At 53.9% G+C, this 26,328-nt stretch carries 27 protein-coding genes; 1 reads left to right on the forward strand and 26 read right to left on the reverse strand.

The window, feature by feature from the left end:
* Positions 1-86: 86 nt before the first annotated feature.
* From DI14_RS04135 to DI14_RS04245, 24 genes are all read right to left on the reverse strand, one after another.
* Positions 87-998 (reverse strand): RluA family pseudouridine synthase, encoded by a 912-nt coding sequence (locus DI14_RS04135; RefSeq protein ID WP_034805573.1) that lies wholly within the window; start codon positions 996-998, stop codon positions 87-89.
* Positions 998-1,471, reverse strand: a complete 474-nt coding sequence (gene lspA, locus DI14_RS04140; protein WP_034805576.1) for a signal peptidase II — start codon at positions 1,469-1,471, stop codon at positions 998-1,000. The genes DI14_RS04135 and lspA overlap by 1 nt, the downstream gene beginning before the upstream one ends.
* Before the next feature lie 58 nt (positions 1,472-1,529).
* Positions 1,530-4,256, reverse strand: coding sequence for an isoleucine--tRNA ligase (ileS, locus tag DI14_RS04145; protein WP_034805579.1), 2,727 nt, complete (start codon positions 4,254-4,256; stop codon positions 1,530-1,532).
* 266 nt (positions 4,257-4,522) lie between these two features.
* A complete protein-coding gene (locus tag DI14_RS04150; RefSeq protein WP_024370036.1) occupies positions 4,523-5,068 on the reverse strand; it encodes a DivIVA domain-containing protein in 546 nt (181 codons plus the stop codon).
* An 18-nt stretch (positions 5,069-5,086) separates the two neighbouring features.
* Positions 5,087-5,857, reverse strand: coding sequence for an RNA-binding protein (locus DI14_RS04155; RefSeq protein ID WP_034805582.1), 771 nt, complete (start codon positions 5,855-5,857; stop codon positions 5,087-5,089).
* The gene (locus DI14_RS04160; protein ID WP_034805585.1) at positions 5,858-6,130 is read right to left on the reverse strand and encodes a YggT family protein; all 273 of its coding nucleotides are present in this window, start codon (positions 6,128-6,130) and stop codon (positions 5,858-5,860) included.
* A gap of 4 nt (positions 6,131-6,134) precedes the next feature.
* Positions 6,135-6,602: a cell division protein SepF gene (locus DI14_RS04165; RefSeq protein ID WP_034805588.1), complete on the reverse strand. Its 468-nt coding sequence runs from the start codon at positions 6,600-6,602 to the stop codon at positions 6,135-6,137.
* Between the two features lie 23 nt (positions 6,603-6,625).
* Positions 6,626-7,279 carry a YggS family pyridoxal phosphate-dependent enzyme gene (locus DI14_RS04170; RefSeq protein ID WP_034805591.1) on the reverse strand — a complete coding sequence of 218 codons (654 nt, stop codon included), beginning with the start codon at positions 7,277-7,279 and terminating at the stop codon, positions 6,626-6,628.
* Positions 7,276-8,037, reverse strand: coding sequence for a peptidoglycan editing factor PgeF (gene pgeF, locus DI14_RS04175; RefSeq protein ID WP_034805595.1), 762 nt, complete (start codon positions 8,035-8,037; stop codon positions 7,276-7,278). The genes DI14_RS04170 and pgeF overlap by 4 nt, the downstream gene beginning before the upstream one ends.
* 54 nt (positions 8,038-8,091) lie before the next feature.
* On the reverse strand, positions 8,092-9,234 hold the full coding sequence (gene ftsZ, locus DI14_RS04180) for a cell division protein FtsZ (RefSeq protein WP_034805598.1): 1,143 nt from the start codon (positions 9,232-9,234) through the stop codon (positions 8,092-8,094).
* Positions 9,235-9,278: 44 nt separating this feature from the next.
* Complete coding sequence (ftsA, locus tag DI14_RS04185) at positions 9,279-10,565, reverse strand: cell division protein FtsA (protein WP_034805600.1); 1,287 nt, start codon at positions 10,563-10,565, stop codon at positions 9,279-9,281.
* A gap of 227 nt (positions 10,566-10,792) precedes the next feature.
* Entirely contained in the window at positions 10,793-11,563 is a 771-nt protein-coding gene (locus DI14_RS04190) for a cell division protein FtsQ/DivIB (RefSeq protein WP_034805603.1), read from the reverse strand.
* 12 nt (positions 11,564-11,575) lie between these two features.
* Positions 11,576-12,652: an undecaprenyldiphospho-muramoylpentapeptide beta-N-acetylglucosaminyltransferase gene (gene murG, locus DI14_RS04195; RefSeq protein WP_034805606.1), complete on the reverse strand. Its 1,077-nt coding sequence runs from the start codon at positions 12,650-12,652 to the stop codon at positions 11,576-11,578.
* On the reverse strand, positions 12,649-13,986 hold the full coding sequence (gene murD, locus DI14_RS04200) for a UDP-N-acetylmuramoyl-L-alanine--D-glutamate ligase (RefSeq protein WP_034805609.1): 1,338 nt from the start codon (positions 13,984-13,986) through the stop codon (positions 12,649-12,651). The genes murG and murD overlap by 4 nt, the downstream gene beginning before the upstream one ends.
* A 15-nt stretch (positions 13,987-14,001) precedes the next feature.
* The gene (gene mraY / locus DI14_RS04205; RefSeq protein ID WP_034805612.1) at positions 14,002-14,961 is read right to left on the reverse strand and encodes a phospho-N-acetylmuramoyl-pentapeptide-transferase; all 960 of its coding nucleotides are present in this window, start codon (positions 14,959-14,961) and stop codon (positions 14,002-14,004) included.
* 22 nt (positions 14,962-14,983) lie between these two features.
* A complete protein-coding gene (gene murF / locus DI14_RS04210) occupies positions 14,984-16,288 on the reverse strand; it encodes a UDP-N-acetylmuramoyl-tripeptide--D-alanyl-D-alanine ligase (RefSeq protein WP_034805615.1) in 1,305 nt (434 codons plus the stop codon).
* Positions 16,289-16,346: 58 nt separating this feature from the next.
* Positions 16,347-18,494, reverse strand: a complete 2,148-nt coding sequence (locus DI14_RS04215; protein WP_034805618.1) for a penicillin-binding transpeptidase domain-containing protein — start codon at positions 18,492-18,494, stop codon at positions 16,347-16,349.
* The gene (gene ftsL, locus DI14_RS04220; protein WP_034805621.1) at positions 18,491-18,856 is read right to left on the reverse strand and encodes a cell division protein FtsL; all 366 of its coding nucleotides are present in this window, start codon (positions 18,854-18,856) and stop codon (positions 18,491-18,493) included. The genes DI14_RS04215 and ftsL overlap by 4 nt, the downstream gene beginning before the upstream one ends.
* A gap of 23 nt (positions 18,857-18,879) precedes the next feature.
* Complete coding sequence (rsmH, locus tag DI14_RS04225; protein ID WP_034805624.1) at positions 18,880-19,812, reverse strand: 16S rRNA (cytosine(1402)-N(4))-methyltransferase RsmH; 933 nt, start codon at positions 19,810-19,812, stop codon at positions 18,880-18,882.
* A 166-nt stretch (positions 19,813-19,978) separates the two neighbouring features.
* Positions 19,979-21,535, reverse strand: coding sequence for a bacillithiol biosynthesis cysteine-adding enzyme BshC (gene bshC, locus DI14_RS04230; protein ID WP_034805627.1), 1,557 nt, complete (start codon positions 21,533-21,535; stop codon positions 19,979-19,981).
* 24 nt (positions 21,536-21,559) lie between these two features.
* Positions 21,560-21,919, reverse strand: a complete 360-nt coding sequence (locus tag DI14_RS04235; RefSeq protein ID WP_034805628.1) for a DUF3397 domain-containing protein — start codon at positions 21,917-21,919, stop codon at positions 21,560-21,562.
* Positions 21,913-22,752, reverse strand: a complete 840-nt coding sequence (locus tag DI14_RS04240; RefSeq protein ID WP_034805631.1) for a ketopantoate reductase C-terminal domain-containing protein — start codon at positions 22,750-22,752, stop codon at positions 21,913-21,915. Before DI14_RS04240 ends, DI14_RS04235 begins: the two co-directional genes overlap by 7 nt.
* 102 nt (positions 22,753-22,854) lie before the next feature.
* Positions 22,855-23,028 (reverse strand): 50S ribosomal protein L32, encoded by a 174-nt coding sequence (rpmF, locus tag DI14_RS15165; RefSeq protein WP_015881300.1) that lies wholly within the window; start codon positions 23,026-23,028, stop codon positions 22,855-22,857.
* 22 nt (positions 23,029-23,050) lie between these two features.
* A complete protein-coding gene (locus DI14_RS04245) occupies positions 23,051-23,578 on the reverse strand; it encodes a DUF177 domain-containing protein (RefSeq protein ID WP_034805635.1) in 528 nt (175 codons plus the stop codon).
* Between the two features lie 157 nt (positions 23,579-23,735).
* Here DI14_RS04245 and DI14_RS04250 point away from each other — a divergent pair, with 157 nt between their 5' ends.
* A complete protein-coding gene (locus DI14_RS04250; protein WP_034805637.1) occupies positions 23,736-24,863 on the forward strand; it encodes a nucleotidyltransferase family protein in 1,128 nt (375 codons plus the stop codon).
* Here DI14_RS04250 and DI14_RS04255 read toward each other — a convergent pair.
* A complete protein-coding gene (locus DI14_RS04255; protein WP_034805640.1) occupies positions 24,842-25,834 on the reverse strand; it encodes a SepM family pheromone-processing serine protease in 993 nt (330 codons plus the stop codon). The genes DI14_RS04250 and DI14_RS04255 overlap by 22 nt on opposite strands.
* Positions 25,831-26,328 (reverse strand): pantetheine-phosphate adenylyltransferase, encoded by a 498-nt coding sequence (coaD, locus tag DI14_RS04260; protein ID WP_034805643.1) that lies wholly within the window; start codon positions 26,326-26,328, stop codon positions 25,831-25,833. The genes DI14_RS04255 and coaD overlap by 4 nt, the downstream gene beginning before the upstream one ends.

Raw genomic sequence — 26,328 nt, forward strand, 5'->3', positions numbered from 1 at the left:
GCGCGGCCACATTCCTTTCACAGCCTCTCTGGACTGGGTTTAAAGGTGTTATGCTTTCTAGACTATAAATCGGAATGAGCGGAATGTCAACGCGTTTTCTCGATTTTGTCCAATTTGGCAAGTTCTGTCTCGAAGTCGGCCGGGAGCTTCGCCTCGAATTCGAGCCATTCGTTCGTCCGCGGATGGAAGAACCCAAGCGTCGCCGCGTGAAGCGCCTGACCGTTCAATTGAATCGTCCGGCGCGGCCCATATTTCGGGTCTCCGGCGAGCGGGTGACCGATGTAGCGCATGTGGACGCGAATTTGGTGCGTCCGTCCCGTCTCGAGTTTACACTCGACGAGCGTGAAGTCTTTGTAACGCTCAAGCAGACGGAAGTGTGTCACCGCTTCTTTCGCGTTCTTATCCGTCACGGTCATACGCTGGCGGTCGTTCGTGTCGCGTCCGATCGGTGCCTCAATCGTGCCGAGCTCATGGACGAGTTCCCCGTGGACGAGCGCGATGTATTCACGCTTGATTTTACGGTCTTTCAACTGCGTCGCGAGCGACTCGTGAGCCAAGTCGTTTTTGGCGACCATCAAGAGGCCGGTCGTGTCTTTATCGATGCGGTGAACGATGCCGGGACGTTTGACGCCGTTGATGCCTGACAAGTCATCACAATGGTAAAGGAGCGCGTTGACGAGCGTCCCTGACGTGTGACCGGCCGCCGGATGGACGACCATGCCACGTGCCTTGTTGACGACGATGACGTCCTCATCCTCATAGACGATCTCGAGCGGGATGTCTTCCGGTAAGACTTCAAGCTCGACCGCTTCCGGTACGTTGACGATGATCTCGTCGCCGATTTGTAGTTTATAGTTCGGTTTCACGGCTTGACCGTTCACGAGCAGGTCGCCCGCTTTAATCCAATCTTGAATTTGCGAACGGGACCAATCGCTCCGTTCACTCATCCATTTATCGATTCGTGCCTTTTCTTCGGCGACAAATGTGAATGTTTCCATTACGCATGTCCCCTTTCTTTGTTTAGTTTTTCTTCGAACAAGACGCCGATGACCATAAAGATGACACCGAACGTGAGCGCCATATCGGCGACGTTAAAAATCGGGAAGTTGTAGCCGAACGGATACGTATCGACGAAATCGACGACTTCTCCTCGGAACAGTCGGTCGATGAAGTTCCCGATTGCTCCGCCAAGCAGTAACCCGACGCTATAGCCGAGCAAGTTGAATCCGTTCACTTCTTTATGCAGGAAGTAAATCAAGCCGACGACGACTATGGCCGTGACGATAAAGAAGAACGTCATCTGTCCTTCGAGCATGCCCCAAGCCGCTCCTTTATTGCGGTAAGACGTCAAATAGAGCCAGCCTGGAATGAGTTCAATCGACTGTCCAATCGTCATCGTCTGGACGACGATCCACTTCGTCACTTGATCGAGCACGATGAGAAATAGGGCCAATCCGTAATAGCGCTTCATCAAATTCTCCTTTCACGTCATAAGAAGCCGGAGTGGACGTTCGTCACTCCGGTCCGGCTTATGCGATGACTTCCGTACAGCGCGGGCAAAGCTCTGGATGCTCGGCATGTTGACCAAGCTCCGTCGAGTACGTCCAACAACGGGCACAGGCGGCACCGTCGGCTTTCGTGACGGTGATTTCTGCCGTCGCATAATCGACATCCGCGTGCGCGACATAGTCGAGTTGCGACACTTGGAGCAGTTGACGAACGTTGTCGATCGTCTCGAGCAACGCTTTCGTCTCACCCTTCGGTGCGACGAGCAACTTCGCCTCGAGCGGTTTCCCAATCAATTTTTCACCGCGGGCGATCTCAATCGCTTTCAACACGTCATTACGGAACGTGAGGAACTTCGACCATTTCGCAAGTAACGCCGTCTCTTCTTCTGAGAGCGCGACGACTTCATCGAGATCCGACAAGAAGACGCTATCGGCTGCCTTCGCCGGAATCTCTTGCCACACTTCGTCCGCCGTGTGCGGAAGGATTGGCGCGATCAACTTCGTGAGCGCGATGACCGTATCGTACATGACCGTTTGAACGGCACGACGGCGTGCGTCATCTTCACGCTCGATGTAGAGGATGTCTTTCGTGAAGTCGAGATAGAACGAAGACAACTCGTTGACACAGAAGTTGTGAATCAAGTGGTAGACGGCCATGAAGTCGAACGTGTCGTATGCTTTGATGACTTTCGCCTGCAACTGCTTGAGTTTCGTCGCCATGAATTGATCGGCTTCTGGCATGTCTTCGAAAGCGACGCGCATCGACGGGTCGAACCCGTTCAAGTTCCCGAGTAAGAAACGGAGCGTGTTGCGGATTTTCCGGTACACTTCCGACACTTGCTTGAAGTTGTCGTGCGAAGCGCGTACGTCAGATTGGTAATCGACCGACGACACCCAAAGACGGACGATTTCGGCACCGTATTGTTTTACGAGATCGTTCGGCGCGATCGTGTTGCCGAGCGATTTCGACATCTTACGTCCGTCGCCGTCAAGCACGAATCCGTGACTGAGAACCGTACGATACGGCGCTTTCCCGGTCGTCGCGACAGCCGTCGAGAGCGACGAGTTGAACCAACCGCGATACTGGTCTGACCCTTCCAAGTAGAGGTCTGCCGGACGGCGAAGGTTGGCGCGTTCTTCGAGCACACCTGCGTGTGACGAGCCCGAGTCGAACCAAACGTCCATAATGTCGAGCTCTTTACGGAACTCCCCGTTCGGGCTGTTCGGATGCGTGAACCCTGCTGGGAGCAAGTCTTTCGCTTCGCGCTCATACCAGACGTTCGAGCCATGCTCGCGGAACAAGTTCGCGACGTGGTCGATCGTTTCGTTCGTGATGATCTCCGTGCCGTCTTCCGCGTAGAAGATCGGGATTGGCACACCCCATGCCCGTTGACGGCTGATGACCCAGTCCCCACGGTCACGGACCATGTTGTAAAGACGCGTCATGCCCCATTCCGGCACCCAGTTCACTTCTTCGATCTCACGAAGCAAGTCACTCCGGAAGTCTTTGATTGACGCGAACCATTGCGGCGTCGCACGGAAGATGACCGGTTTTTTCGTACGCCAGTCGTGCGGGTACGAGTGTTTGATGAACTTCAAGTTGAGGAGATAGCCGTTCTCTTCGAGCTTCATCCCGATTTGTTTGTTGGCATCTTCATAGAAGAGCCCTTCAAATCCTGGAGCCTCGTCCGTCATGTAGCCGCGATCATCGACCGGGCAGAGGACGTCGAGCCCGTACGCTTGTCCGACACGATAGTCGTCTTCCCCGTGTCCTGGTGCCGTATGGACGAGACCTGTCGCGTCAGCCGTGACGTGGTCGCCAATCATGACGAGGGACGTCCGGTCGTAGAGCGGATGTTGCGCCGTCATATGTTCGAACGCCTGTCCGTTCCATGAACCGTCGACCGTGAAGTCGGTCCAGCCGAGCGCTGTCGTCACGTCTTCCACGAGGCTTTCTGCGACGATATAGCCTTTGCCGTCATGGTTGATTCGCGTATAGGTCAATTCATTGCTGACGGCGATCCCGAGGTTGGCCGGAATCGTCCACGGCGTCGTCGTCCAGATGACGAAATGGTCCGTCGTATCGAGGACCCCTTTTCCGTCGACGACTTGGAACGCCACATAGATGGCGGGCGACTTCTTGTCATAGTACTCGATTTCCGCTTCGGCGAGGGCCGACTCTGAAGAAGGTGACCAATAGACCGGTTTCTTCCCTTTATAGATGTATCCTTTTTCAGCCATCGTCCCGAATAGACGGATCTGGGCCGCCTCATATTCTGGGAGGAGCGTGATGTACGGGTTCTCAAAGTCTGCGAGTAAACCGAGACGTTTGAACTGTTCGCGCTGCGAGTTCACTTGTTCCATCGCATACGCCGCACATTTCTCACGGAATTCGGCGACCGTCATCTCTTTACGGTTGACACCAGCTTTTTGGAGCGCGTTCTCGATTGGAAGACCGTGCGTGTCCCAGCCCGGAATCATCGGCGACTGATAGCCGTTGAGTGACTTGAAACGGACGATGATGTCTTTCAACACTTTGTTGAGGGCGTGCCCCATATGGATGTCGCCGTTCGCGTACGGCGGGCCGTCATGCAAGATGTATTGTGGTTTCCCCGCATTCTTTTCGAGCACACGGTTATAAAGGTCCATCTGTTCCCATGCTTCTTGCATTTGTGGTTCACGTTTCGGCAGGTTTCCGCGCATGGCGAAATCTGTTTCGGGCATCAATAGGGTGTCTTTATAGTTCATTGAAACTCCTCCTTATTTTTTGACAACAAAAAAACCCGTCCCTAAATAGGGACGAGTTGGTCGACTCGCGGTACCACCCTACTAGTCTCGACATAGGTCGAGACCGCTCTTGGCGACCGATAACGGGGTCAGGCGGTCGTGCTTACTCGTTTCAGCACGACACTCGTAGGGGATACCGAATAAAGTCTTTCTCTTAGGCTCCCACCTTCCCTAAGTCGCTTCGTAGGTATGACTTTATCGACGTGTCCTAGTCGACGTATTGTGTATTATCCGTGATGTTTGTTTGGTATGACTTCGTCGTCATTATACGGAAGTTCGGTCGTATCGTCAAGAACCGTTTGGACCGGGGGCTCCCCGACGATCGTATCCCATTCCGTACTATTCAACAGCTCCATTTGGGCATCGACTAGAACGCGGAAACGTGTCCGGTACAGCTCGACTTTCTTCAACATTTGGACGACCTCGCGCTCGGCGAGTTGCTCTTTGCGTGCCGCTTCCTCTTCACGGGCGAGTGCTTCGCGCTCCGCCTGTTTCAAGATGAGGCTCGCTTCTTTCGCAGCGTTCGTCTTCACTTCTTCCGCCGCCTCTTGCGCGACGATAATCGATTTGTTCAACGTGTCTTCCATCGAGGAGAAGTAGTCAATCCGAGCTTGCATATCGTTGACGAGTTCTTCATACCTTCTATTCTCACGAATCAACAGTTCGAACTCTTTGATGATTTGATCTAAAAACTCATTGACCTCATCGATGTCGTACCCGCGAAAACGAGTCGAGAACTCTTTATTATGAATATCAATCGGTGTCAACGCCATTCGACTTTCCTCCTAAATTCAACGTATGATGCCATACTGGATTTTTATTTTCTCACGTTTCGTCGAGCCGAGAATCGCTGTCAATTTCACTCGACCGTAGCCGCGAATCGAGATTAAATCATCGGGCTCTAAGACGAAGCTTGCGTCCTCGATTTGTTTATGGTTTACTTTGCAGTCGCCGTGTTTGACGAGCGCCTGCGCTTTTTGCCGTGATAAGTTGAGTACTTCACTCACCATGACATCAAATCGAAGCGATGAGACGATTCCGAACTCTTCCGTCCACTTCGTCTCCGGTACGACGAGCACGGCTTCCGGTGCCACGTTTGAAATGCGGATGCGAGCCTTTCCGACCCGATCGACGTTCATTTCGATGAAACTGGCTGCCTCGGCGGTCGTCGCGAATTGAGCGATTCCGTCTTCTAACACGACGTCGCCAAACTTCTGACGCTTCAGTCCAGCGTTCAAGAGCGTGCCCGTCACTTGACGGTGGGTCAAGTCGACAAACTTCGTCGGATAGTCGATTTGACGGATTGCGATTTCAAAGTCGTTCGGCTCGAGTTCATAATAGTCCGGCGCCAAGATGAGCCGACGCCGTTCCGCTCCTTCAAAACCACCGTCATCGAAAATCACCAGACGCTTCCCGACGATTTGTTTGACGATTTGTTGTTCACGCGGGTCTAAAAAGTCCGTCAGTTTGAACAAGTAGTTGTCCTCGACTTGTTGCACCCAGTCGAGCACTTGCTCGATGAACGCCCGTTCGCTCGGACGATAATGGTCGAAGACGCTCATTTACAGACCGAAAATCGCTCGCACCCCAACCTGCGCCATTCGAAGTACGAACAAGGCGACGATTGGCGAGATGTCGAGCATGCCGCCGATTGGCGGAATGATGCGGCGGAACGGGTTGAGAAACGGTTCGCACAAATAAGACAAGATTTGTCCGAACTTAGACTCGCGCGCGTTCGGGAACCACGACAACAAAATATAAGCGATTAACACCCAGCTATAATACCCGAGAAGCGTAACAATCGTATTTCCTAAAGCTTCTACTACGTTATTCATTCACTTACCATCCTTTACTATTGAGTTCGTCCTCCGAAATCAAGTTCGAGATCGACCCCGTCAACTCGATATTGTTCGGAGTACATAGAATCGTGTTATGTCCAATCGACGTCATCGTCCCTTCGAGCGCGTAGACGACACCCGATAAGAAATTGACGACTTGACGAGATTGTTCTTTTGACATGCGTTGAAGGTTGACGATGACAGCGCGGTTTTCTTTCAATTGGTCGCTAATGTCTTGCGCTTCGGCGAAGACGCGCGGCTCGGCGAGAACGACTTTCGAACGTTCTTTTTTCTTCGAGTTGAACGCGACGAGATTGTTTGACGTTTTGGGGCGATCGTCTGTCTTGACGATTTGCTCGGTCATCGGCTGTTGCTTCGTCTCGGCGACGACATACTCTTCTCCTTCATACGCATTCCGTTCTTCTTCTTCGAGTCCGAAGAAATCTTTCATCTTGTTTTTGATTGACATAACGGATTCCTCCTTAAGATATATTATTGCACAAGTATGGTTCCAATACGAACAAACGATGCGCCTTCTTCGACGGCAATCGGATAGTCATTCGACATGCCCATCGACAGTTCCGTACACGGGGCGTGAGCGTACCCTTTTGCCAACACGTCGTCGCGTAACGTCCGCAACTGATGGAACGTGTCGCGAAGTACCGACTCATCTTCTGTCAACGGTGCCATGGTCATGAGACCGATCACCCGGATGTGCGGATACTGTTTACAGTTCTCGATGAAGGCGTGCACCTCCTCTTTTTCAATCCCATGTTTCGATGCCTCGCCCGATACGTTCACTTGGACGAAACAGTCGATGACACGATTGGCTCGCTTATCGATTTCTTCTGCGAGCGACAGACGGTCGAGTGAGTGGATGGCCGCGACGCGGTCGATGATTTGTCGCACTTTACGCGTCTGCAGGCTTCCGATGAAATGGATGAGCGCATCATCTGGCAACACTTCTGCCTTTGCCAACAGTCCTTCCGGTCGATTTTCTCCGAAATGACGTACGCCTTCTTTATAAAGGGCGGTCGCCACGTCCGGACCGACCGATTTGGTGACGGCGATCAGGGTCACGTCCTGTCCGGCTCGATGTTGTTCGATGGTTTGTCTGACATGTTTCACGTTATTCGCTATACTCACGACTTCTTCTCCTTGACGAGGACGGCCGCAAATCGACTTAACGCATCCCCGTTCCGATACGAGAAAAACGTTCGGTCCGAGACGGTCGACAAGTTCGATTGGGTGACGTCCAGTTTTCTTTCGACGGCGAGCGTCTCATTCACTTGTTGCAGCGACAAGTGCGCATGTCCGTCTCGCTCATCTGTGACCGCGGCGTCATATGCCGCTTCCGACACGTCTTTGACGGCGTCGAGCACTCGTTGGTCGACCTCATACGCGTCGGCCGTGATGGCCGGTCCGACGACCATGTCAATCGCATCAGCGGGCACCCCGAGCTTGGCGAACGAATCGGTCATCGAGGCGACGATGTTGCCGACCGTTCCTTTCCAACCTGCATGGGCCATACCGATGACGCCATGATCTTTCGCACAAAAGAACAGCGGGACGCAGTCGGCGAAGACGAGGGCGAGCGGCATGTCCTCCGTCGTCGTGACGAGGCCGTCTGTCGCTTCAATCGCTTCCGCGTAATCATACGCCCCTTTGCCTCGATCGTTCGTATCGACGAATGCGACACGATTGCCATGAACTTGGTCGGCCCAAACCGAGTCAGTTAACGCAAGACCGGCGTCCATAAAGAAACGTTCTCGGTTTTTCACGACGAGGGCACGGTCGTCTCCGACGTGGAGGCCGACATTCCCTTCATTGTGCCAATCTGTGCGGGTCGTCACGTAGGCCGAGTAGCGCTCCGTTTCAGTTTCCCATGAATGAATCAATCGCATGTCGTTCTCCTTTTTTACAAAAAAGAAGTGCCGAGAACCGGCACCCCCTATTTTTTAGTTACGGCGTTGTCTTACGAACGCTGGGATGTTGATCGTCTCGTCTGGGACGTCACCACCATAGACCGGTCTATGGAAGTTCCCTTCTTCTTGTTGCGCAGAGTCCGCTTTCGGTTGAGCCTCTTTCTTCACTTCTGCCTCAGGTTGTTTCTTCGGCTGTTGAAGGAACGGGTTCGAGCCTTGTGCTTCTTCTGCAAATTCAGTTGCGATGACCGTCACGATAATCTCGTCGTTCAAGTTTTCATTGATGACCGAACCGAAAATCAAGTTCACTTCTTCATCCGCAGCACTTTGAACGATTTGAGCCGCTTCCGTCACTTCATAAAGACTGAGGCTGAGACCGCCCGTGATGTTCATCAACACGCCTTTCGCGCCTTCGATTGAAGACTCGAGAAGCGGTGAAGAGATGGCTTTCTTCGCGGCTTCAACGGCACGGTTTTCACCTGTCGCGACACCGACACCCATAAGGGCCGAGCCTTTTTCAGTCATAATCGTCTTCACGTCAGCGAAGTCGAGGTTGATGAGACCAGGGATGGCAATCAAGTCCGTGATCCCTTGTACACCTTGGCGCAAGACGTTATCCGCTTCACGGAACGCCTCAATCATCGGCGTGTTGCGCTCGACGATTTCAAGAAGCTTGTCGTTCGGGATGACGATGAGCGTGTCAACTTTTTCTTTGAACGCTTGAATGCCGTGTTGGGCATGTTGCATCCGCTTGCGTCCTTCGAACATGAACGGTTTCGTGACGACACCGACCGTCAAGGCGCCGATTTCTTTCGAAATCTCTGCGATGACAGGGGCTGCCCCTGTACCCGTTCCGCCACCCATACCGGCTGTGACGAAGACCATGTCCGCGCCATCAAGCGCTTCGATCAACTGTTCACGGCTCTCTTCGGCTGCTTTCTTCCCGATATCAGGATTTGCACCGGCACCGAGTCCGCGTGTCAATTTCGCACCGAGTTGGAGCTTCACGTCCGCTTTCGACATGTTGAGTGCTTGCGCGTCCGTGTTGACCGCGATGAACTCGACACCTTGCACGCCGTGTTCGATCATGCGGTTGACGGCGTTTGAACCGCCGCCACCGACTCCAATTACTTTAATTTTTGCTACGGCGTCAATCGCCTCATCAAAGTACATCATTCAGGTATCCCCCTACGTAATTTCCGATTGTGAATCGCATCAGCTTACACGCCAAATAATTTTTCCATTAACCGTCCGAATCCGTTTTTCGATTCGCGCTCTGTCGAATCGTATTCGTCGCCAGCATCCGGTTGTCGATCTGTCTTCGTTGTCGACGAGACGACTTCGCGTTCTTCAGGCTTCTCCAAGTTTTGCTTCGAGACGTGGTGATCGCTCATGAGCACGTACTTGAGGACGCCGACAGCTGTCGCATATTTCGGATGTCTGACACCGATGGACGATGGTTGATAAAGTCTCGTCTTTTGACCCATGACACGGGTCGCCAGCTCTTGGATGCCAGGCAAGGCAGCGGCGCCACCACAGAGCAAATAGCCTCCGCTCAGTGCCGGAACTCCTACCTTTTGCACTCTATTCAACACCAATGTAAACATTTCCTCTATTCTCGCCTCTAAAACATAACTAATTTCAGCTTGCGGCTCATACGCCACTTCCCCGTTAATGTTCGTGAACGAGAATCCTTCAGTCGCATCTGCCATTTCTTCAAGCGCAAGACCATATTCTTCTTTCGCGACTTTCGCATCTTGGTATTTGCAGTTGAGCTTGTATACCAAGTCGCGCGTCATATGATCGCCCCCGACTGGAAGGATGTAAGAATAGACGAGGTCACCACGGTAGAAGACAGATACAGTCGTCTTCTCGTGTCCGATGTCGATCAAGCCGATCCCAAGGTCAATCTCATCCACAGAAGCGGCACTCATGCCGAGCGCCAAATTGCCGAGCACGAATCCGTCGAGCTTCAGTCCCGCCCGCTCAATCGAACGACGGATGCTATGTAAGATCGTCTTCGAGCCCGTCACCATCTTCCCGTGCATCTCTAACCGATAGCCGAGCATCCCACGCGGGTCCACGACGCCGGTCTGTTGATCGACCGTGAACGAGGACGGAATGACGTCAATCACGCTCATCTCGTCGGGTAGACGCATCACTTGTGCCGAATTGATGACTTCAATCACGTCGGCATCCGTAATTTCTTGGTCTTCTCGTTTGACCGAGGCGATTCCATGACATGGGGCAATTTGGATATGTTCCCCTTCGATGGCAACGTATACCGAACGAACTTGATCACCGAGTGCCGCTTCGGCATGTTCGACGGCTTGTTTGATGGCTTGAACCGTCTTATCGATGTCGACGACGGCGCCACGTTTTACTCCTGCAGACGGAGCACAACCTTCTGCCAAAATGTTAAGCGTTCCCCCGAGCAATTCACCCACGACAAGCTTAATTTCTGACGTTCCAATATCTAATGCGGCTACATAACCATTCGCTTCCAACAGGGAAACACCTCCGCGCTAAAATTTCAGTTTCAGTCTTCCATTACAATATTACAGATATCCAAAAATATTGTTAGGTCCGGCAAGATATCTCACGTCTAAGTTTACAACAAATAAGATAGTGAGAAAAGGTAGAATCCTACAAATTAAGCGGTTTTGGGGTGTCAATTCGATTACAAACGATAAAAAAACAGCCCCGGCATGTCGCAGGGCTGTAAAAATTCAGACTATTCTTCCGATTTTTCATATGGGACGAAATAATAGCCTCCATCCATGACGACCGTTCCTCGCTGTCCTTTAGGGATATTTTCAAAAATTTCACCGTACTTGGACACCGTTTGACTCAGTTTGAACGTCGGTGTGAGCAACGTGTTCCCGTCGTTCATGTAAATCTCATAACGTGTCGGTTCGCCTTCTTGTTGTTTGAACACGATCTCAGACATTCTCGCCCGTAACGCGTCATCGACCTGCTCGAGCTCACCGGCCACTTTCTCAAGATCGGCCTCTTTGTCAAACTGTCTCAAGAGCGGCCCGTCTTTCAACTTTGCCGGGTCATCGATTTGCCCGGTCGGATGAAGCGAGCCGTCCGCTAAGACGACGACTTCCCGGTCGTCCGTCCTCGAATAGGCGATCATCTTCTCCTCTTCGAGCTTGATGGTGACGATATTGTACCAACTTCGATCCACTTCCACGTCTTTTACGCCGGGAAGTTCACGAATCGCCGTCTCGAGTCGGCTAGGAGACACTTCGACGATTTTTGACGTCGTGTCTAGGTCAATTTGTTCCAACACGTAAGACTCGGTCAACCAAGCCAAGCCAGACACGTTCACCGCCTTCACGTCAGACACCGACGTCTGCATATAGACGACGAGGGCGATCAATACGGCGAACAGCAGCAAAATCGCAGACAATCGACGGTTCGCCTTCTTCCGTCGCTGGTCTTTCATATATGGAATCCGGTCTTCCAAACTACGGACGGTGTTCTGACGTGTCTCCATGCTTCCTCTCCTTTAGCGACTTACTTCTTCTACAAGCGCGGCAAGTGATTCCGCGGCTTGCGGGAACCCTAACCGTTTCGACGCTTCCGCCATCTGTTGTTCGTTTTCCAAGACGTGCTGTATCTTCTCGACGAGCGTTTTCCCCGTCAAGTCCGCTTCACGAATCAAGACGGCAGCTCCGCTCTCAACGAGTGCCGAAGCATTTTTCGTTTGATGGTCGGCCGTGACATACGGGCTCGGAATCAAAATGCTCGGCAAACCGAGCGCCGTCAATTCAGAAATTGTCGATGCGCCCGCCCGTGACACGACGAGCGTCGCACAGGCGAGCAGGGCAGGCATATCGTAAACGTATGGCAAGATATGGACGTTTTCCGCCGGCTTCGCTTCGGCGACGACCGCCTCATAGTGCACGTTCCCGGTCACATACAGTACGTTGACCGGTTGTTGGCTCAGTTCCGGAATCGCTTCGAGCACGGCCCGGTTAATCGCCTCGGCCCCACGGCTCCCGCCATAGATGACGATAATCGGACGCTCATCGATTCCGTACGTCGCTCGGATTTGAGTCGGGTCGGCGACTGTCTGTAACACTTCGCTCCCGCGCGGGTTGCCGATGACGCGAACGTTCGCCCCCGGGAACTGTAACTCGGACCCGGCGAACGACAGCGCGACACGGTCAGCTTTCTTCGATAAGAACTTGTTCGTCAGCCCTGGGATGCTGTTTTGTTCGTGAAGGATTGTCGGGATGCCCAACTGCTGGGCCGTGAACACGACCGGCCCGGACACGAAACCGCCTGTCCCGATGACGACGTCCGGACGGAACGCCTTCATTTCTTTTCTTAGCTGACGGACCGATTTCAAGAACCAATAGCCCGTCTTCACGTTCTCAAGCGACAATGACCGCTTCAACCCGGCGATTCGAATCGATTTGAACGGGATGCCGGCCCGTGGCACGAGATCGGCCTCGAGTCCGGTCTCGGTTCCGATATAGAGCACCTCTAAATCGTCGTGACGCGCCTTTAACGTGTCGAGCAATGCGAGGGCCGGATAAATATGGCCTCCCGTCCCGCCTCCTGAAATGATGACTCTCATCGACTCGCCTCCTCGATTGAACGGACGAGGTCGACGAAATGGGCACCGCGTTCCTCGAACGTCTTGTATTGATCCCAACTTGCGCAAGCTGGCGATAATAAGATCACGTCTTCTTCTGCCGACTGCTCGAACGCGAGCGGTACGGCTTCTTCTAATGTTTCGACAGCAAAGGCCGGGACTCCTTGGGATTCTCCGAGCGTCTTGAACCGTTCGGCCGTCTCCCCGTACGCGACGACCGCTTTGACACGTGACATCGCCGGGACGAGTGAAGACAAGTCAGCGCCTCGCTCGAGTCCGCCGCAAAGCCAGACGACTGGCGCATCGAAACCGGCAAGTGCCGCTTCGGTCGCCACGTTGTTCGTCGCTTTCGAGTCGTTGTAAACTCGGCGGCCAAGCACGCGGCCGACGTTCTCCGTCCGGTGGGCGACCCCGCCGAACGTGCGCAACACACGCTCAACATGATCACGCGGGATGTTGAATGGTTCGACGAGGAGCAGTGCAGCCAAGACGTTTTCCACGTTATGGGCACCGCCGAGCGCGAGTTCAGACACGCGGACGATGTTGTCCCCATGAAGTGTAATCCAGCCGTCTCGTACGGAAGCATCGCCGGCATCATAACCGAACGTCGATGCGTGTAACGCGTCAGGGACACGCTTCATCACTTCTTCGTCGGCTCCTTTGACGACGATTCGGTCCGAAGAAGTCATGTTGCGGAACAAGTTTGCCTTCGCATCGGCATAGGAATCAAAGTCGCCGTGATAATCAAGGTGCGCTTCCGATAAGTTCAGTAGCGCCGCTGCTTTCGGATGGAACGTCTCGACGCCCATCAGTTGAAAGCTCGACAGTTCGATGACGATGAGATCATCCGGCTTGGCGCGGGTCGCCACCTCGATTGCTGGGAAGCCGATGTTTCCCGCCACGTGCACGGGACGGTCACCGCCTTTTAACAGTTCGTGGACGAGCGTTGTCGTCGTCGTCTTCCCGTTCGACCCGGTGATGGCGACGAACGCAGCGTCTGTCGCCATATAAGCGAGTTCGACTTCTGTATAAATCGGGATGCCTCGATCCATCGCTGCTTGGAGGAGCGGGATATGGTACGGGATTCCCGGATTTTTGACGATGACGTCTGTGTCATCCAATAAGTCGAGTGGGTGCGAGCCGAACACCGACGCGATGCCCAACTGCTCAACTTTCGTCCGCTCTTCTGTCGACGGCTCCGAACCTGTGTTCATCGTCACGATCGCCCCGACACCTACCAAATAAGTGGCGGCGGCGATGCCGCTGCGTGCGGCGCCGAGGACGAGTACGCGCTTACCTTTCCACTGTGCTTCCATTTGTTCCACCATCCATTACATAAGAAGTAACGACAACACTGCCGTGATCAAGCTGATTCCACCGAACGTCAAGACGATGCGCCATTCCGACCATCCGACCATTTCAAAGTGGTGATGAATCGGGCTCATCTTGAAGATGCGCTTCCCGGTCGTCTTAAATGAGATGACTTGCAAGATGACGCTGAGCGTCTCAATGACGAAGATGATTCCGACGAAGACGAGCAACAGCTCGAGCTTAAACATGAGCGCAAGTCCGGCGACCGCGCCACCAAGTGCGAGCGATCCCGTGTCACCCATGAAGATTTTCGCCGGATATTTGTTGAAGACGAGGAATCCGAGAAGTGCCCCGACCGCACTGAAGGCGAACCAGGCGATTCCAGTCTCGTCTTGCCCGAGCGCATAAATCCCGAAGAACGCGAACGTCGGGATGGCCGAGAACGAGACGAGACCATCGAGACCGTCCGTCAAGTTGACGGCGTTCGAGAACCCGATGAGCCAGAAGATGACGATGGCGACATACAACCAACCCGTATCAAACGCGATCGAAGTGAACGGGATTTGAATCGTCGTATCCAAGCCGTCTCCAAGTGACAAGAACCAGACGAACAAGACCGAGACGGCAATTTGTCCAATCAACTTTTGAAGTGATGTCAGACCGAGGTTTCGTTTGTTCACGACTTTAATATAGTCGTCGAGGAAGCCGATCACACCGAACGCGAGCGTGACGAACAAGAGCGTCCCGAAACCTGCGACCGCGTCTCCGAAGATGAGCGAGACGATGAATCCGATAACGAGCGCGAGCAAGATGACAATCCCGCCCATCGTCGGCGTTCCCGATTTCTTTTGATGCCAATCCGGACCTTCATCCCGAATCTCTTGACCGAACTTCAACTGCCGGAGCGTGGGAATCGCGCGCGGCATGACGACCAAAACGGTCAATAATGAACTGATTAAGACGATTAAACTAATTAACATGTTCGTACCTCACTACTCTCTATTATTGAACTAGACGCTCGAGCGCCAGTCCTCGCGATGCCTTTAACAATATCACAGTCTGTGGCCGTTGATAACTGCCAAGGAGCGGTTTCGCCTCTTCGACCGTCCCGACGTGCGTCACGTTGACGAACGCGTCCGAAACCCCTTCGGCAATCCATTTCGCCTTGTCGCCAATCAAAATGACATCCGTCACCGGGGCCGTGACGGCATGCCCGACTTTTACGTGTTGCGCCTGTTCGTCGGCACCGAGCTCATACATGTCGCCGAGCACGAGGACACGGCGCGAGAATCCAACGAGCGACTTTACCGTCTCAATCGCCGCAATCATCGAGGTCGGGCTCGCATTATAAGCATCGTTAATCAAGTGCGCATCCCCGAACATCTGTTTCTCCATGCGCATCGTCGTCAGCTTGACCCGGTCGAGACCGCGTTGGATCATGGCATGGTCGAGCCCGAACTGACGGCCACACGCAATCGCGTACGCGGCGTTTCGAATCTGATGGGCACCGAGCACTTTCAGTTCGAACAACTCGCCATCATACCGGAAAATCGACGCGTCGAACGTCGTCTCGACGACCTCGATCTTCCCGTCGGCATCGTCAGCGTAGCCGACGCGGAACCCTTGACCAGATAGAAGCGGCTCATCCGCATCGACAATCAAGAGGCCTTGTTCTTTCAACCCGGCCTTGATTTCAAGTTTCGCTTTCGCGATACCTTGACGGCCCCCGACTTGTTCCCCGTGCGACTCACCGATATTCGTGACGAACGCGACGTCCGGCTTCGCGATGTTCGACAACAGTTCGATTTGCCCGAACCCGTTCATGCCCATCTCGAGGACGGCCACTTCGGTATCGCGTGGCATGCGGAGCACCGTGAGCGGCAAGCCGACGTCCGAGTTAAAGTTTCCGGCCGTCTTGTGCGTCTTGAACTTCTCCTCGAGCACGACCGCGACCATATCTTTCGTCGACGTCTTGCCGTTCGAACCGGTGATGGCGACGACGAGCGGATCGATTTCTGCCAAATAGCGGGCTGCCGCTTCTTGGAGTGCCTTGAGCGGTGACGGCACCGGGATGACAATGATCCCTTCCGGTCGTTCCCGTCCTTCTTCCCAAAACGTGACGATGGCGCCTTGCTCGATCGCCTTGTCAATAAAGTCGTGCCCGTCGACGCGCGCCCCGATGATTGGGACGAATAGTCCGTCGCCGTTCTCATCACGCGAGTCCGTCGCCACTCGGCGTACTTCCCGTGTGTCTTCAATCGTCACACCGAACCAGCTGGCCAATGTTTGAATCGTTAGTTGTTCCATCCGTATTTCCTCCTGTGACAAAGGAAAAGAGAGCCGAGGCCCTCTTGATCCTGTTGCGTTAATTCGACGGGGATTGGAGCTTCACCTTAAGTGTCGCCCCGGTTTTGACAGGCTTGTCTTTCCCGATAGACTGGGAAGTGACGAAGCCGGTCCCGTCGATTTCTAAATTCAATTGATACAACGTTGCCAATCGTTTCACATCTCGGAGTGACCAACCCGACAAGTTCGGCATCGCGAACGTGTCGTCGGTCTTGAGCAATAACCGTTCGCCCGTGACGTACGACTGACCTTCGACTGGGCTTTGGGCCGTCACACTACCGCCACTACCGAGAAGGACCGGTGCGAACGCGGCTTCTCGCGACGTGTCGACTGCTTCCTTCCGACTGAGGTCGATGTAGGATGCAGTCGTCTTCGCTGAGGCCTCGACCGCTTTCTCTTGCTTCTCCGGCTCGACGCTCCGATAGCGGAGCGCCACGTCCATGATGTCCTTGAACAACGGGGCCATGATCCGCGGACCGGTCGTCGACGAGTCGCTGTTCGGACGATCGACGGCGATATACATGACGAGCTCCGGATCCTCTTCTGGGGCCATGCCGACGAACGAGTGAATGTACTGGCCACTCAAATACTTCCCGTTCTCGGCAATCTGGGCCGTTCCCGTCTTCCCGATGACGCGGTAGTTTTCGAGGGCGTACAGTTGCCCGGTACCGAGGTCGCTGTTGACGACCCCGTCGAGTGCTTCTCGCGTCTTTTGGGCCGCCTCGGCCGTAATCGGTTGGCCGACGACTTTCGGGTTCGTCGTCCGAATCGTCTCACCGGTCTCGCGATTGACGACTTTTTTAATGACGTGGGGCTGTTTCATCGTCCCATCCGTCGCAATCGCCGACGTCGCTTGTAAGATTTGCATCGGCGTCACCGCGGTCGATTGTCCCCATGCGGTGATGAGCACGTTGAGCGGGCTGTCGAAGTCGTATTGACTGTTGACCTCGCCCGGCAAATCGACGCCTGTCCGTTGATCGAACTTGAAGGCGTTGAAGTAGTCTTCGTAACGCCCGAGACCGAGCCGTTCGTTTGCCATGATGGAGAATGCGACGTTCGACGAATGCCAGACACCTTCTACCATAGGGATGGTACCCCATCCGGTAATATTGTAATCATTGAACGTCGTCCGTCCATACGTGTAAGAGCCGGACTTGTACAGTTCGTTCGGATCGAACACGCCTTCGTTGATCGCCGCGGCGAGGGTGAAGATTTTCATCGTCGATCCCGGCTCGAAACGTGACGAGACGGAAAAGTTGCTGTACGACGTGATTTCACGCGTGTTCGGGTCGAACGACGGCCGGTCAGACAAGGCGACGATCTCACCCGTCTTCGGGTCCATGATGATGGCCGTCGCATTTTTCGGTGCGTACTCTTTATACAATTCATCCATCTTCGTGTCGAGTAGTTGCTGAATCCGGTGGTCGATCGTCAACTGGACGTCGGCCCCGTCTTCCGGCTCGATTCGCAGCTGCTCGTCGCTCGCGATGAGCGGACGACCGGCCAAATCTTTCTCGAACCGGGTCAGTCCATACGACTCGCTCAAGATGTCGTTTAGTGACTTCTCAATCCCGAGTTCGCCGACGAGTTCGATTCGTCCGTTCTGATCGATTTTTTGCGCATACCCGATGACGCTTGATGCGAACACTTTGTTCGGGTAATAGCGTTTCGGTTCCTCGACGAACGTGATGCCTGGAATCTCGAACGCTTCAAGCTCTTCTTTTTGCTCGACCGTCAAATCACGTCCGGGGACACCGAACTCGATTTGTCCACGGTCGACGTTTTGTTCGAGCCGTTTTAAGATGTCCGCTTCGGTCATCGGAATGACGCTCGCGAGTTCGCGTGCGGCTTCTGGAAACTCTTCGGGCATGAGCGTCTTTCCTTCGACGCGCTCGCCGCCGAGCTTCAAGACCGCCACGACCCGGTAAGACGGGATGTTGATGGCAATCGGCTGACCGAACCGGTCAAAGATTTCGCCACGTTCTGCTTTCAACGTGCTGACCGCTTTCCACCGTTCTTCTTCGGCGAACGCGAGCATATTCTCACCTTTGTACGTTTGAAAGACAGATAGATAGAAGAACCAACCGACAAAAAATAAAAAGAGTGGTGTGAAGCAAACAATCGCTACCCACGCCACTCTTTTTTTACTCTGTTGTAGAGAGTTCATCTGTCAATCACCTTGACGTTCTTTTCGTTGAACTGCATTCCGAGCTTTTCAGCTATCGCATAGATTCTCTCTGGCGAGCTTAATTGGGCGATCTCATATTTCAATTCTTCATTTTCTTTGGCGAGGGCGTTCGTCTCTTGCGTGATTAACGCCGTGTCGCGCATGATGTTGTACGCTTCGTTATGTTTCGACACCGTGATGCCACCGAACAAGACGACAGAACCAATCATGGTCGGATACAAAATAGCTTCGAACAAAGTTAACGTACGTCGTTTTGGAGCAGGTATCGGTCGTTCTTGCGGAATCGGATTTCGATTCGGTGAAATGTGAGGCTGCAAAGCCTTGCGGGCAGCTTCTGGCATCAGGTATCCCTCCTACGTACAGTCTATTTTTGTTTTTCAGCGACGCGCAGTTTCGCAGAGCGGGCGCGGCGGTTGTCTTCGAGCTCTTCCCCGCCGGCCGTAATCGGCTTTCGGGTGATGAGTTTAAGTTCAGGTTCAAACTCTTTCGGAATGACCGGCAACCCTGGCGGAAGCGGCGGATGCTGACTTTTCTCTTTAAAGACTTGTTTACAAATCCGGTCCTCTAATGAGTGGAACGTGATGACACAGATGCGGCCGTTGATGGCGAGCATGTCAATCGCGTCTTGCACGGCGCGGTCGAACACGTTCAATTCATCGTTGACCGCGATACGAATCGCTTGGAACGTCCGCTTGGCAGGATGTCCGCCTTTGCGTCGTGCCGGTGCCGGGATCGCATCTTTAATCAAGTCGACGAGTTCGAACGTCGTCTCAATCGGTTTTTCGGCACGTGCCTGCTCAATCTTTCGGGCAATCTGTTTCGAGAACTTCTCTTCCCCATATGTAAAGAAGATGCGGGCAAGGTCCCCGAACGCCCATTCATTTACGACGTGATAAGCCGAAAACGGCTTCGAGCGATCCATTCGCATGTCGAGCGGCGCGTCAAAGTTGTAACTGAACCCTCGTTCCGCCTCGTCGAGTTGTGGCGAGGAGACGCCGAGGTCAAATAAGACGCCGTCAACTTGTGTCACACCGCGACTGAGAAGCTCGTCTTTCAAATGGACGAAGTTGCTCTTTATAAAAGTAACCCGGTCTTCATATGGAGCCAATCGCTCTTTCGCATGTGCGAGTGCGACGTCATCTTGGTCGAACGCGTACAGATGACCGGTCGTCAATCGCTTCACAATCTCTTCGCTATGACCCGCTCCACCTAACGTACAGTCGACATAAATGCCGTCCGGTTTGATGTTCAATCCTTCGATGGACTCCATTTTTAAAACCGTTTCATGCTCAAACATACAAAAACCCTCTCAACCTACAAATTTCAACTGTTTTATTACACTTACTTTATCATAAAAATGTCAAGCACCGCATTCGTTTTTAGCGAAAAGAGGAAACAAAAAGGTAACAAACGAAAAAAGATTCCCTGTTTTCAAGGGAATCAAATTTTAAACATCCTTTTTCTTACAATTTAACTAAACATCGCTCAATTTCAGAGGTTTCATACGCACGGAACAGACGTTTGAACAAATCGAGACCGTGCCGGTTCAACATCGGCACCATCGACCAAATCCGCTCTTGCGGCGCATTCATCGGGACGAGACGGGTCGACAGATGGATGCGACGATCGTTCAACCGATACTGTTCACGCTTCGCCTCGGCCCGCATCTCGTCGGCGAGCCGCTCGAGCAATTGTTTCGCGCTCGATTCAAACCGATGACCGTGACGCCCCGCTTCTTTGCCGACCGCCGCGGCTAACGTCCGATAGCTATACAGTTGTTCATCGAAAGCCGCATCGTCGAACGCATGGTCCGGGAGCGGCGTTGCCAAGTATTCCGCGAGGTCGACCCCTTCTTGCCGTAACTTCTTCTCATCATTTGACGAGAGAAGGACCGCACCGAGCCGCGGAAGCAGGATCGGCATCTTCCAGCCGAAGACGTGGAACAACGGACGCAACTGAAGCCAATAGGCGATTTCACCTGGCCCGGCGACATAGGCGAGCGTCGGGAACAGATAGTCTTGCATGAGCGGACGCGAGACGACGTTGTTCGAGAACCGCTCCGGGTGCGCTTCGATTTCTGCGAGCAGCTCCACCTCTGTGAATCGATGTCCCCGCTTCGTCGTGAAGACATCACCTTCTTTCGTCAACAACTCACGCGTCCCGTCATGATAGAAGACGTGTGCCGCTTCTCGGTTCAGCTCCACTTCCGGCATCCCCGGTTCGTACGCCTGCAGGAAAGCCTGTTTCACTTCGTCGTGCCCTTTGATGAGCCGACCGAACGCCGTCTGTCCGAGTGTCCGCACTTCTTTTTGATGCGGGTCGAAGAGGAGGAACTCCTGCCCGACGAAGCGACGCATCATCTTCCCGAAAAATTGGGCGAACGAATGCGACTGTTGCAACACGTCCACGAGCTCACGATAGAGAGAAGGGGTGTGGACCGTCTCCGTCTCGGCGAGGAGCATGCGCTGTAGCATTTGAACGAGTTCAATTTTCAACCGATCGAACTCGAGCTCTCCGACTGAAGCCTTTCCGGCAAGCGGGACGACCGAGAGTGTTTCTTTTCGGAATTGACGGGACATCGGTTGTGGGACGAAGACGTGGTTGATTTCGGCGTAATCATGGTCTTCCGTCGCCATCCAGAAAATCGGCAATACCGGTTTATTCAACACGGCCTCGGCTTGTTTGGCCCGTTTGAGCACGGTCAACAGCTTGTACACCGCGAACAATGGACCGCCGAACACACCGACTTGTTGTCCGGTCACCATCGTATACGCGTCACCGTTCGCGAACGCTTCAAGCTTTCGCTCCATCGCTTCTGATAGCGGGCCGTACTCGGCTTGTTGGGTTCGTAAGATTGACGCGAGCGCTTCTCGATGCGGATACGTCCGTCCATCGAGCTCTTCTGCCCGCGCCTTCAACTCACCCATTCCTTTATAATCAAGCCAATCTGCATACCCTTCCTCGATTTGAATCATCGGAGAAGACGAGGCATACATGGCATCAAGCGACTCTATCCTCACGTATAACGACTTCCTTTCAATCAATCAATACATCATATGCTTGGCGATGCCGACGATGAACAAGACGGCATGGGTCGGGACGAGCAATAAAAAGAGCAAGCGCCAACCATGGATAAACATCTTCGTGAAGATGACTTCCTCATGCCTCACCCGCTGCCAAATCGCGTTAATCGGAAAAATGGCAACGCACGCGGCGAGCAACAACCAAAACAGGTCATCCCCGACAATCGCCTCTAACAGGACGGCGCACGCATAAAACCAGAGCACGACGCCGACATCACAAACCAGCTTGAACGTATTGACCGATTTCGGCATAATTTTTCTAAGTATCATATACACCATAAACCAAATGATGAGTGGAAATGAAACGATATACACTAACACGATGCGCTCGCCCCTATAATCAATTTTTGCATGAGCGGGATGACCGTCAGTTCGACCCCTCGCGTCTCCGCCCGTTTCAAGAGCGGCGTCAGGATAGCGTCCACTTCGGTCGGTCGGCCGGCTTCTATGTCCCGTAACATCGAGGAGCGATTGGTCGACGTTTTCTCGATGATCGACTCGATATATGTATAGGGTACGGACTCGTCGAACAGCGACGTCAATTCCTTATAAATCGCGAGTGCGACGTCTCGGCACGGCGGTTGCCCGACCATACCGTTTGGCACCCGACAAAGCGCCGTGATCGGATTGATGATGGCGTTCGCGAACAACTTCTCGACGACGACGTGCCGGATATCGGATTCCCAGACGATCTGTAACGGGGACGCGCTAAAAACGAGCGGCTCCATACCTGTCAGGCTGCCGATTCGGACACGCCCGAGTCCGCTATGGCGGATGGTCGTCCCGTCACGTGTCACACCGTGTTCGACGACTCCAAGCTGAAACCCACGCCGTTCTGCATAATCGAGATGGGCAATCCCGTTCGCACAGATAAACACGGGCACGTTCCCCGTCAACCGCTCGGTCGCCGCTTCCACGTGATGCGCTTTTGTCGTCACAAAAAAGACGTCCGCTTCCGTCTCGTCAAGCAGATGAATCGGTTTGGACACGACACGTGCCGTCCCGCTCGTCACCCCAACGCGTTCGATTGTGACGTCACCGTGTTCGCCGTTTCGACCGTATAACGTCACCGTATACTCTTCTGCGAGGAACGACGCCATCAACATGCCGACGGCCCCGTTCCCGATGATGCCTATCCGTTCAATCGGTCGCATCGGCAACCCTCCTTCTCGTCATACACAAAAAGAGTTTACCACAATCCTAATCGATGACCATAAAAAAAGAAGCGGCCTCCTAAGAGACCGCTTCTTCAAGCATTATTTGCTTGTTACTTCTTTACCGTTGTAATGTCCGCAAGATTTGCAAACACGGTGTGAAAGTTTCATTTCGCCACAGTTCGGGCACTCGTTCATACCAGGTACGTTGAGTTTGAAGTGAGTACGACGAAGACGTTTGCGAGTTTTCGACGTTCTACGGAATGGTACTGCCATCGTTGTCCACCTCCTTGAATAGTTAGCCTTTCTCGTCCTCTTTTTTCGAGAACAAGTCGGCAAGTCCCGCGAGGCGCGGGTCAATTTTTGGTTGGTCGTCCAGCTGATCCTCTACGAGGGCCCAGCCTTCCCCTTCAACCTGAGTTTTGTCTGTTTCGTTCCCGAACACTTGCATCGGGACGTCTAACATGATGAGCTCACGTACGATCGGTCGCAGATCAATCGTATTTCCTTCTGGCAAATTGACGTCATCGAATTGCTCCGTGTAACGCCCGTTCTCCAAAAAGAAAGGCTCGAGTGATTCAATATCGAATTCATACATGACATCGTCTAACGTACGCGCATCTGGCAACGTCAGGTCACCTTGAATCTTCAGATTGAATGTAACTTGATTAGATGTGAACGACGCATCCCCATGCACATGCACTGGGCGAATCGATCGGATATCCGGATGGAGCTGAGTCAGCTCCGGAAGTTCGACCGTCTCATCGACGATAAAACTGTCACCTTGGTTTCGAAGCTTAAGTAGCTGTGCAATAGACCATTTCATCCGAATCACCTCAATTGCAACAATATGAATTATAGATAGGCCAACTTGTTTTGTCAATGTTTTTTCTTTACACTAAAATCAGTTGACGACGGCGCTTTGTCAAAGCGTACTTATCCATCTTACACCAATCCATTCGACATTGCAAAGGAGTAATTTTATGCAAAAGACGGCCATCATCGCCGAGTATAATCCGTTTCACAACGGTCACCTGTATCAAGCGGAAACCGCCCGGCTCGAGACCGAGGCCGAAGCCGTCATCGCCATCATGAGTGGACAGTTCACCCAGCGCGGCGAACCGGCCGCCTTCGACAAGTGGTCTCGGGCCCGAGCGGCGGTCGAGACCGGGGCAATCGACCTCGTCGTCGAACTCCCGACCCGCTATGGCGTTCAACGCGCCGACCGCTTCGCGAGCGCAGCCGTCCATCTCGCTGAGCGGATGGATTGCCAGACACTGTCGTTCGGAAGCGAGAGCGGTGACGTATCGGCGATTCAGCAGGCCGCCAAGTCCGAGATCGAATCGAAACCAGCCTATCGTGACGCGTTCCAATCTGCGTTAAAGGAAGGACTGTCCCCGGCGAAGGCATCGAGTACGGCGTTCGCTTCCCTTTATCCTGATTTTGACTTGACGCTCCCGAACAATATTTTGGCCTACCACTACGCGCAAGCGGCCAGTTCCATCAATCTTCATACCGTCCGGCGTCTCGGGGCCGGTTATCACGACACCGGCGTCTCGGATGTCATGTCGGCCACGGGCGTCCGCGCCCATTACCTCGAAGCCGGTAGCGTCCGGGCGGTTCCTGAGGCCACGCGGAGGCTGTTTGAACGTCAGTCGATGGCGCATTGGTCGCTCTATTGGCCGATGCTTCAATATAAGCTACGGACGACGCCAAAATACGTGCTCGAGCAGCTCGTCGGCATCGACGCCTCGCTCTCGCCGCGTCTCATCGAGGCCGGGATGGAACCGACGTTCGAACGGGCCCTCTCGAAGATGCTGACGCGCCGGTATACGCGGACGGCGATTCAGCGGGCGCTCGTCTCGGTGCTCATCCACTTCGAGCGGACAGAGTTGCCCGTCCGTTTCGATGACGTCCCTTACGTGCGTCCCCTCGCCTTCAATCCGGTCGGCCGACGCGTCTTGAACGAATTAAAAAAGACGGTACCGCTTCTCAGCAAGTACCACCCTGACCTCGCCTTCGAGGCGCGCGTCACCGAGGCGTACCGCCTCCCGCTCGGCCTGTCCCGGCCCGAATATAGGGAGACGCCTCAGTTCATCGACTCCAAATAACGAATCGCCTCTTCGACCGTCTTGACCGGTACGACTTCAATGTCGGACTCGAGCCGGTCGAGGGACGACCTCGCTTCCTCGTAGTTCGGTCCGTCCGGCACGAAGAACACGGTCGCCCCGGCACGGTCGGCGGCGACAATCTTTTGCCACGCCCCACCAATTGGTCCGACGTTCCCTTCCTCATCGACCGTGCCGGTCCCGGCAATCCTCTCTCCGTTCGCCAAGTCACCCGGCGTCAATTGATCATAAATCTCAAGCGTGAACATGAGACCGGCCGACGGTCCCCCGACGTTCGTGAGTTCAAAGGCGACGGACGGGTCCGTGACGACGTCCTGGACCGGCAACGGTTCATAGATGCCGATACCGACCCGATCGCCGGAGCGGTCGAGCGGTTGGACGAGCGTGGTGACGACCCGTTCCCGTCCGTCCCGTTCAATCGTGAGTGTTACCTCGTCGCCTGCCTCAAACGTCGCCACTTGATCGAGAAAATCAAGTCGTGACATGAAGGCGCGGCCGTCGATTGCCGTGATCACGTCGCCGGGCTTCAATACGTTCGAAGCGAGCGACCCGGTGATTGGGGCCGAGACGTACATGCCATTGAAATCGACGTCTACGTCCGCCTCGGCGAGCGCGTAGGCATATTGGATCGCCGCTTGTTGCGATGAAGCCATGAGCAGCTGTTGACGCCGTTCGTAGTCCCGTTCACCTTCCCCGTCATATAAATAACGGCTCGATGGGCTCGCTTCGGTGAACGGCGTGAACCAGCTCCCGACGAGCCACAGTGGTGTCGCCCGTCGCTGCGAGATGGTGACCATCATGAGCTCGCCCGGCTCTTTCTCTCCATCTTCGACCGTCATGAACCGTTCAATCGACGTCGCCTCGCCTGGATACGTGATGTAATACGGTAACGGGACGAACAAGAACATGAGCACGGCGACGAGTAAGCCGAGTCCGATTTTTAACGACTTCATGGTTGTCGGCTCGCTTCAAACTTTCTGCGGAGCGCCTCTTCGACTTGAACCGGAACGAGCTCATTGACGGAAGCCCCGTATTTCGCGACTTCTTTGACGATGGAAGAGCTGAGGAACGAGTATTGGCTGTTCGTCATCATGAAGAGCGTCTCGACGTCTTCGTTCAACTTTTTGTTAATGGACGCGATTTGCAACTCATACTCAAAGTCGGAAACGGCACGCAAGCCTCGGACGATTGTCGCCGCTTCCCGCTCGGCGGCGTATTCGACGAGCAAACCGCCGAACGCGTCGGCCGTCACGTTCGGCAAATGTGTCGTCACGTCACGGATGAGCGTGAGCCGCTCCTCGACGTCAAATAACGGTGCTTTGCTCGAGTTTTCGAGGACGGCGACAATCACTTCGTCAAAGATGGCCGCGGCGCGCTCGATGATATCTAAATGACCGTTCGTAATCGGGTCAAAGCTTCCTGGACAGATGGCGATGCGTTTGGACAT

The organism is Exiguobacterium sp. AB2 (assembly GCF_000696055.1).
In the GTDB taxonomy this organism is placed as follows: Bacteria; Bacillota; Bacilli; order Exiguobacteriales; family Exiguobacteriaceae; genus Exiguobacterium; species Exiguobacterium alkaliphilum.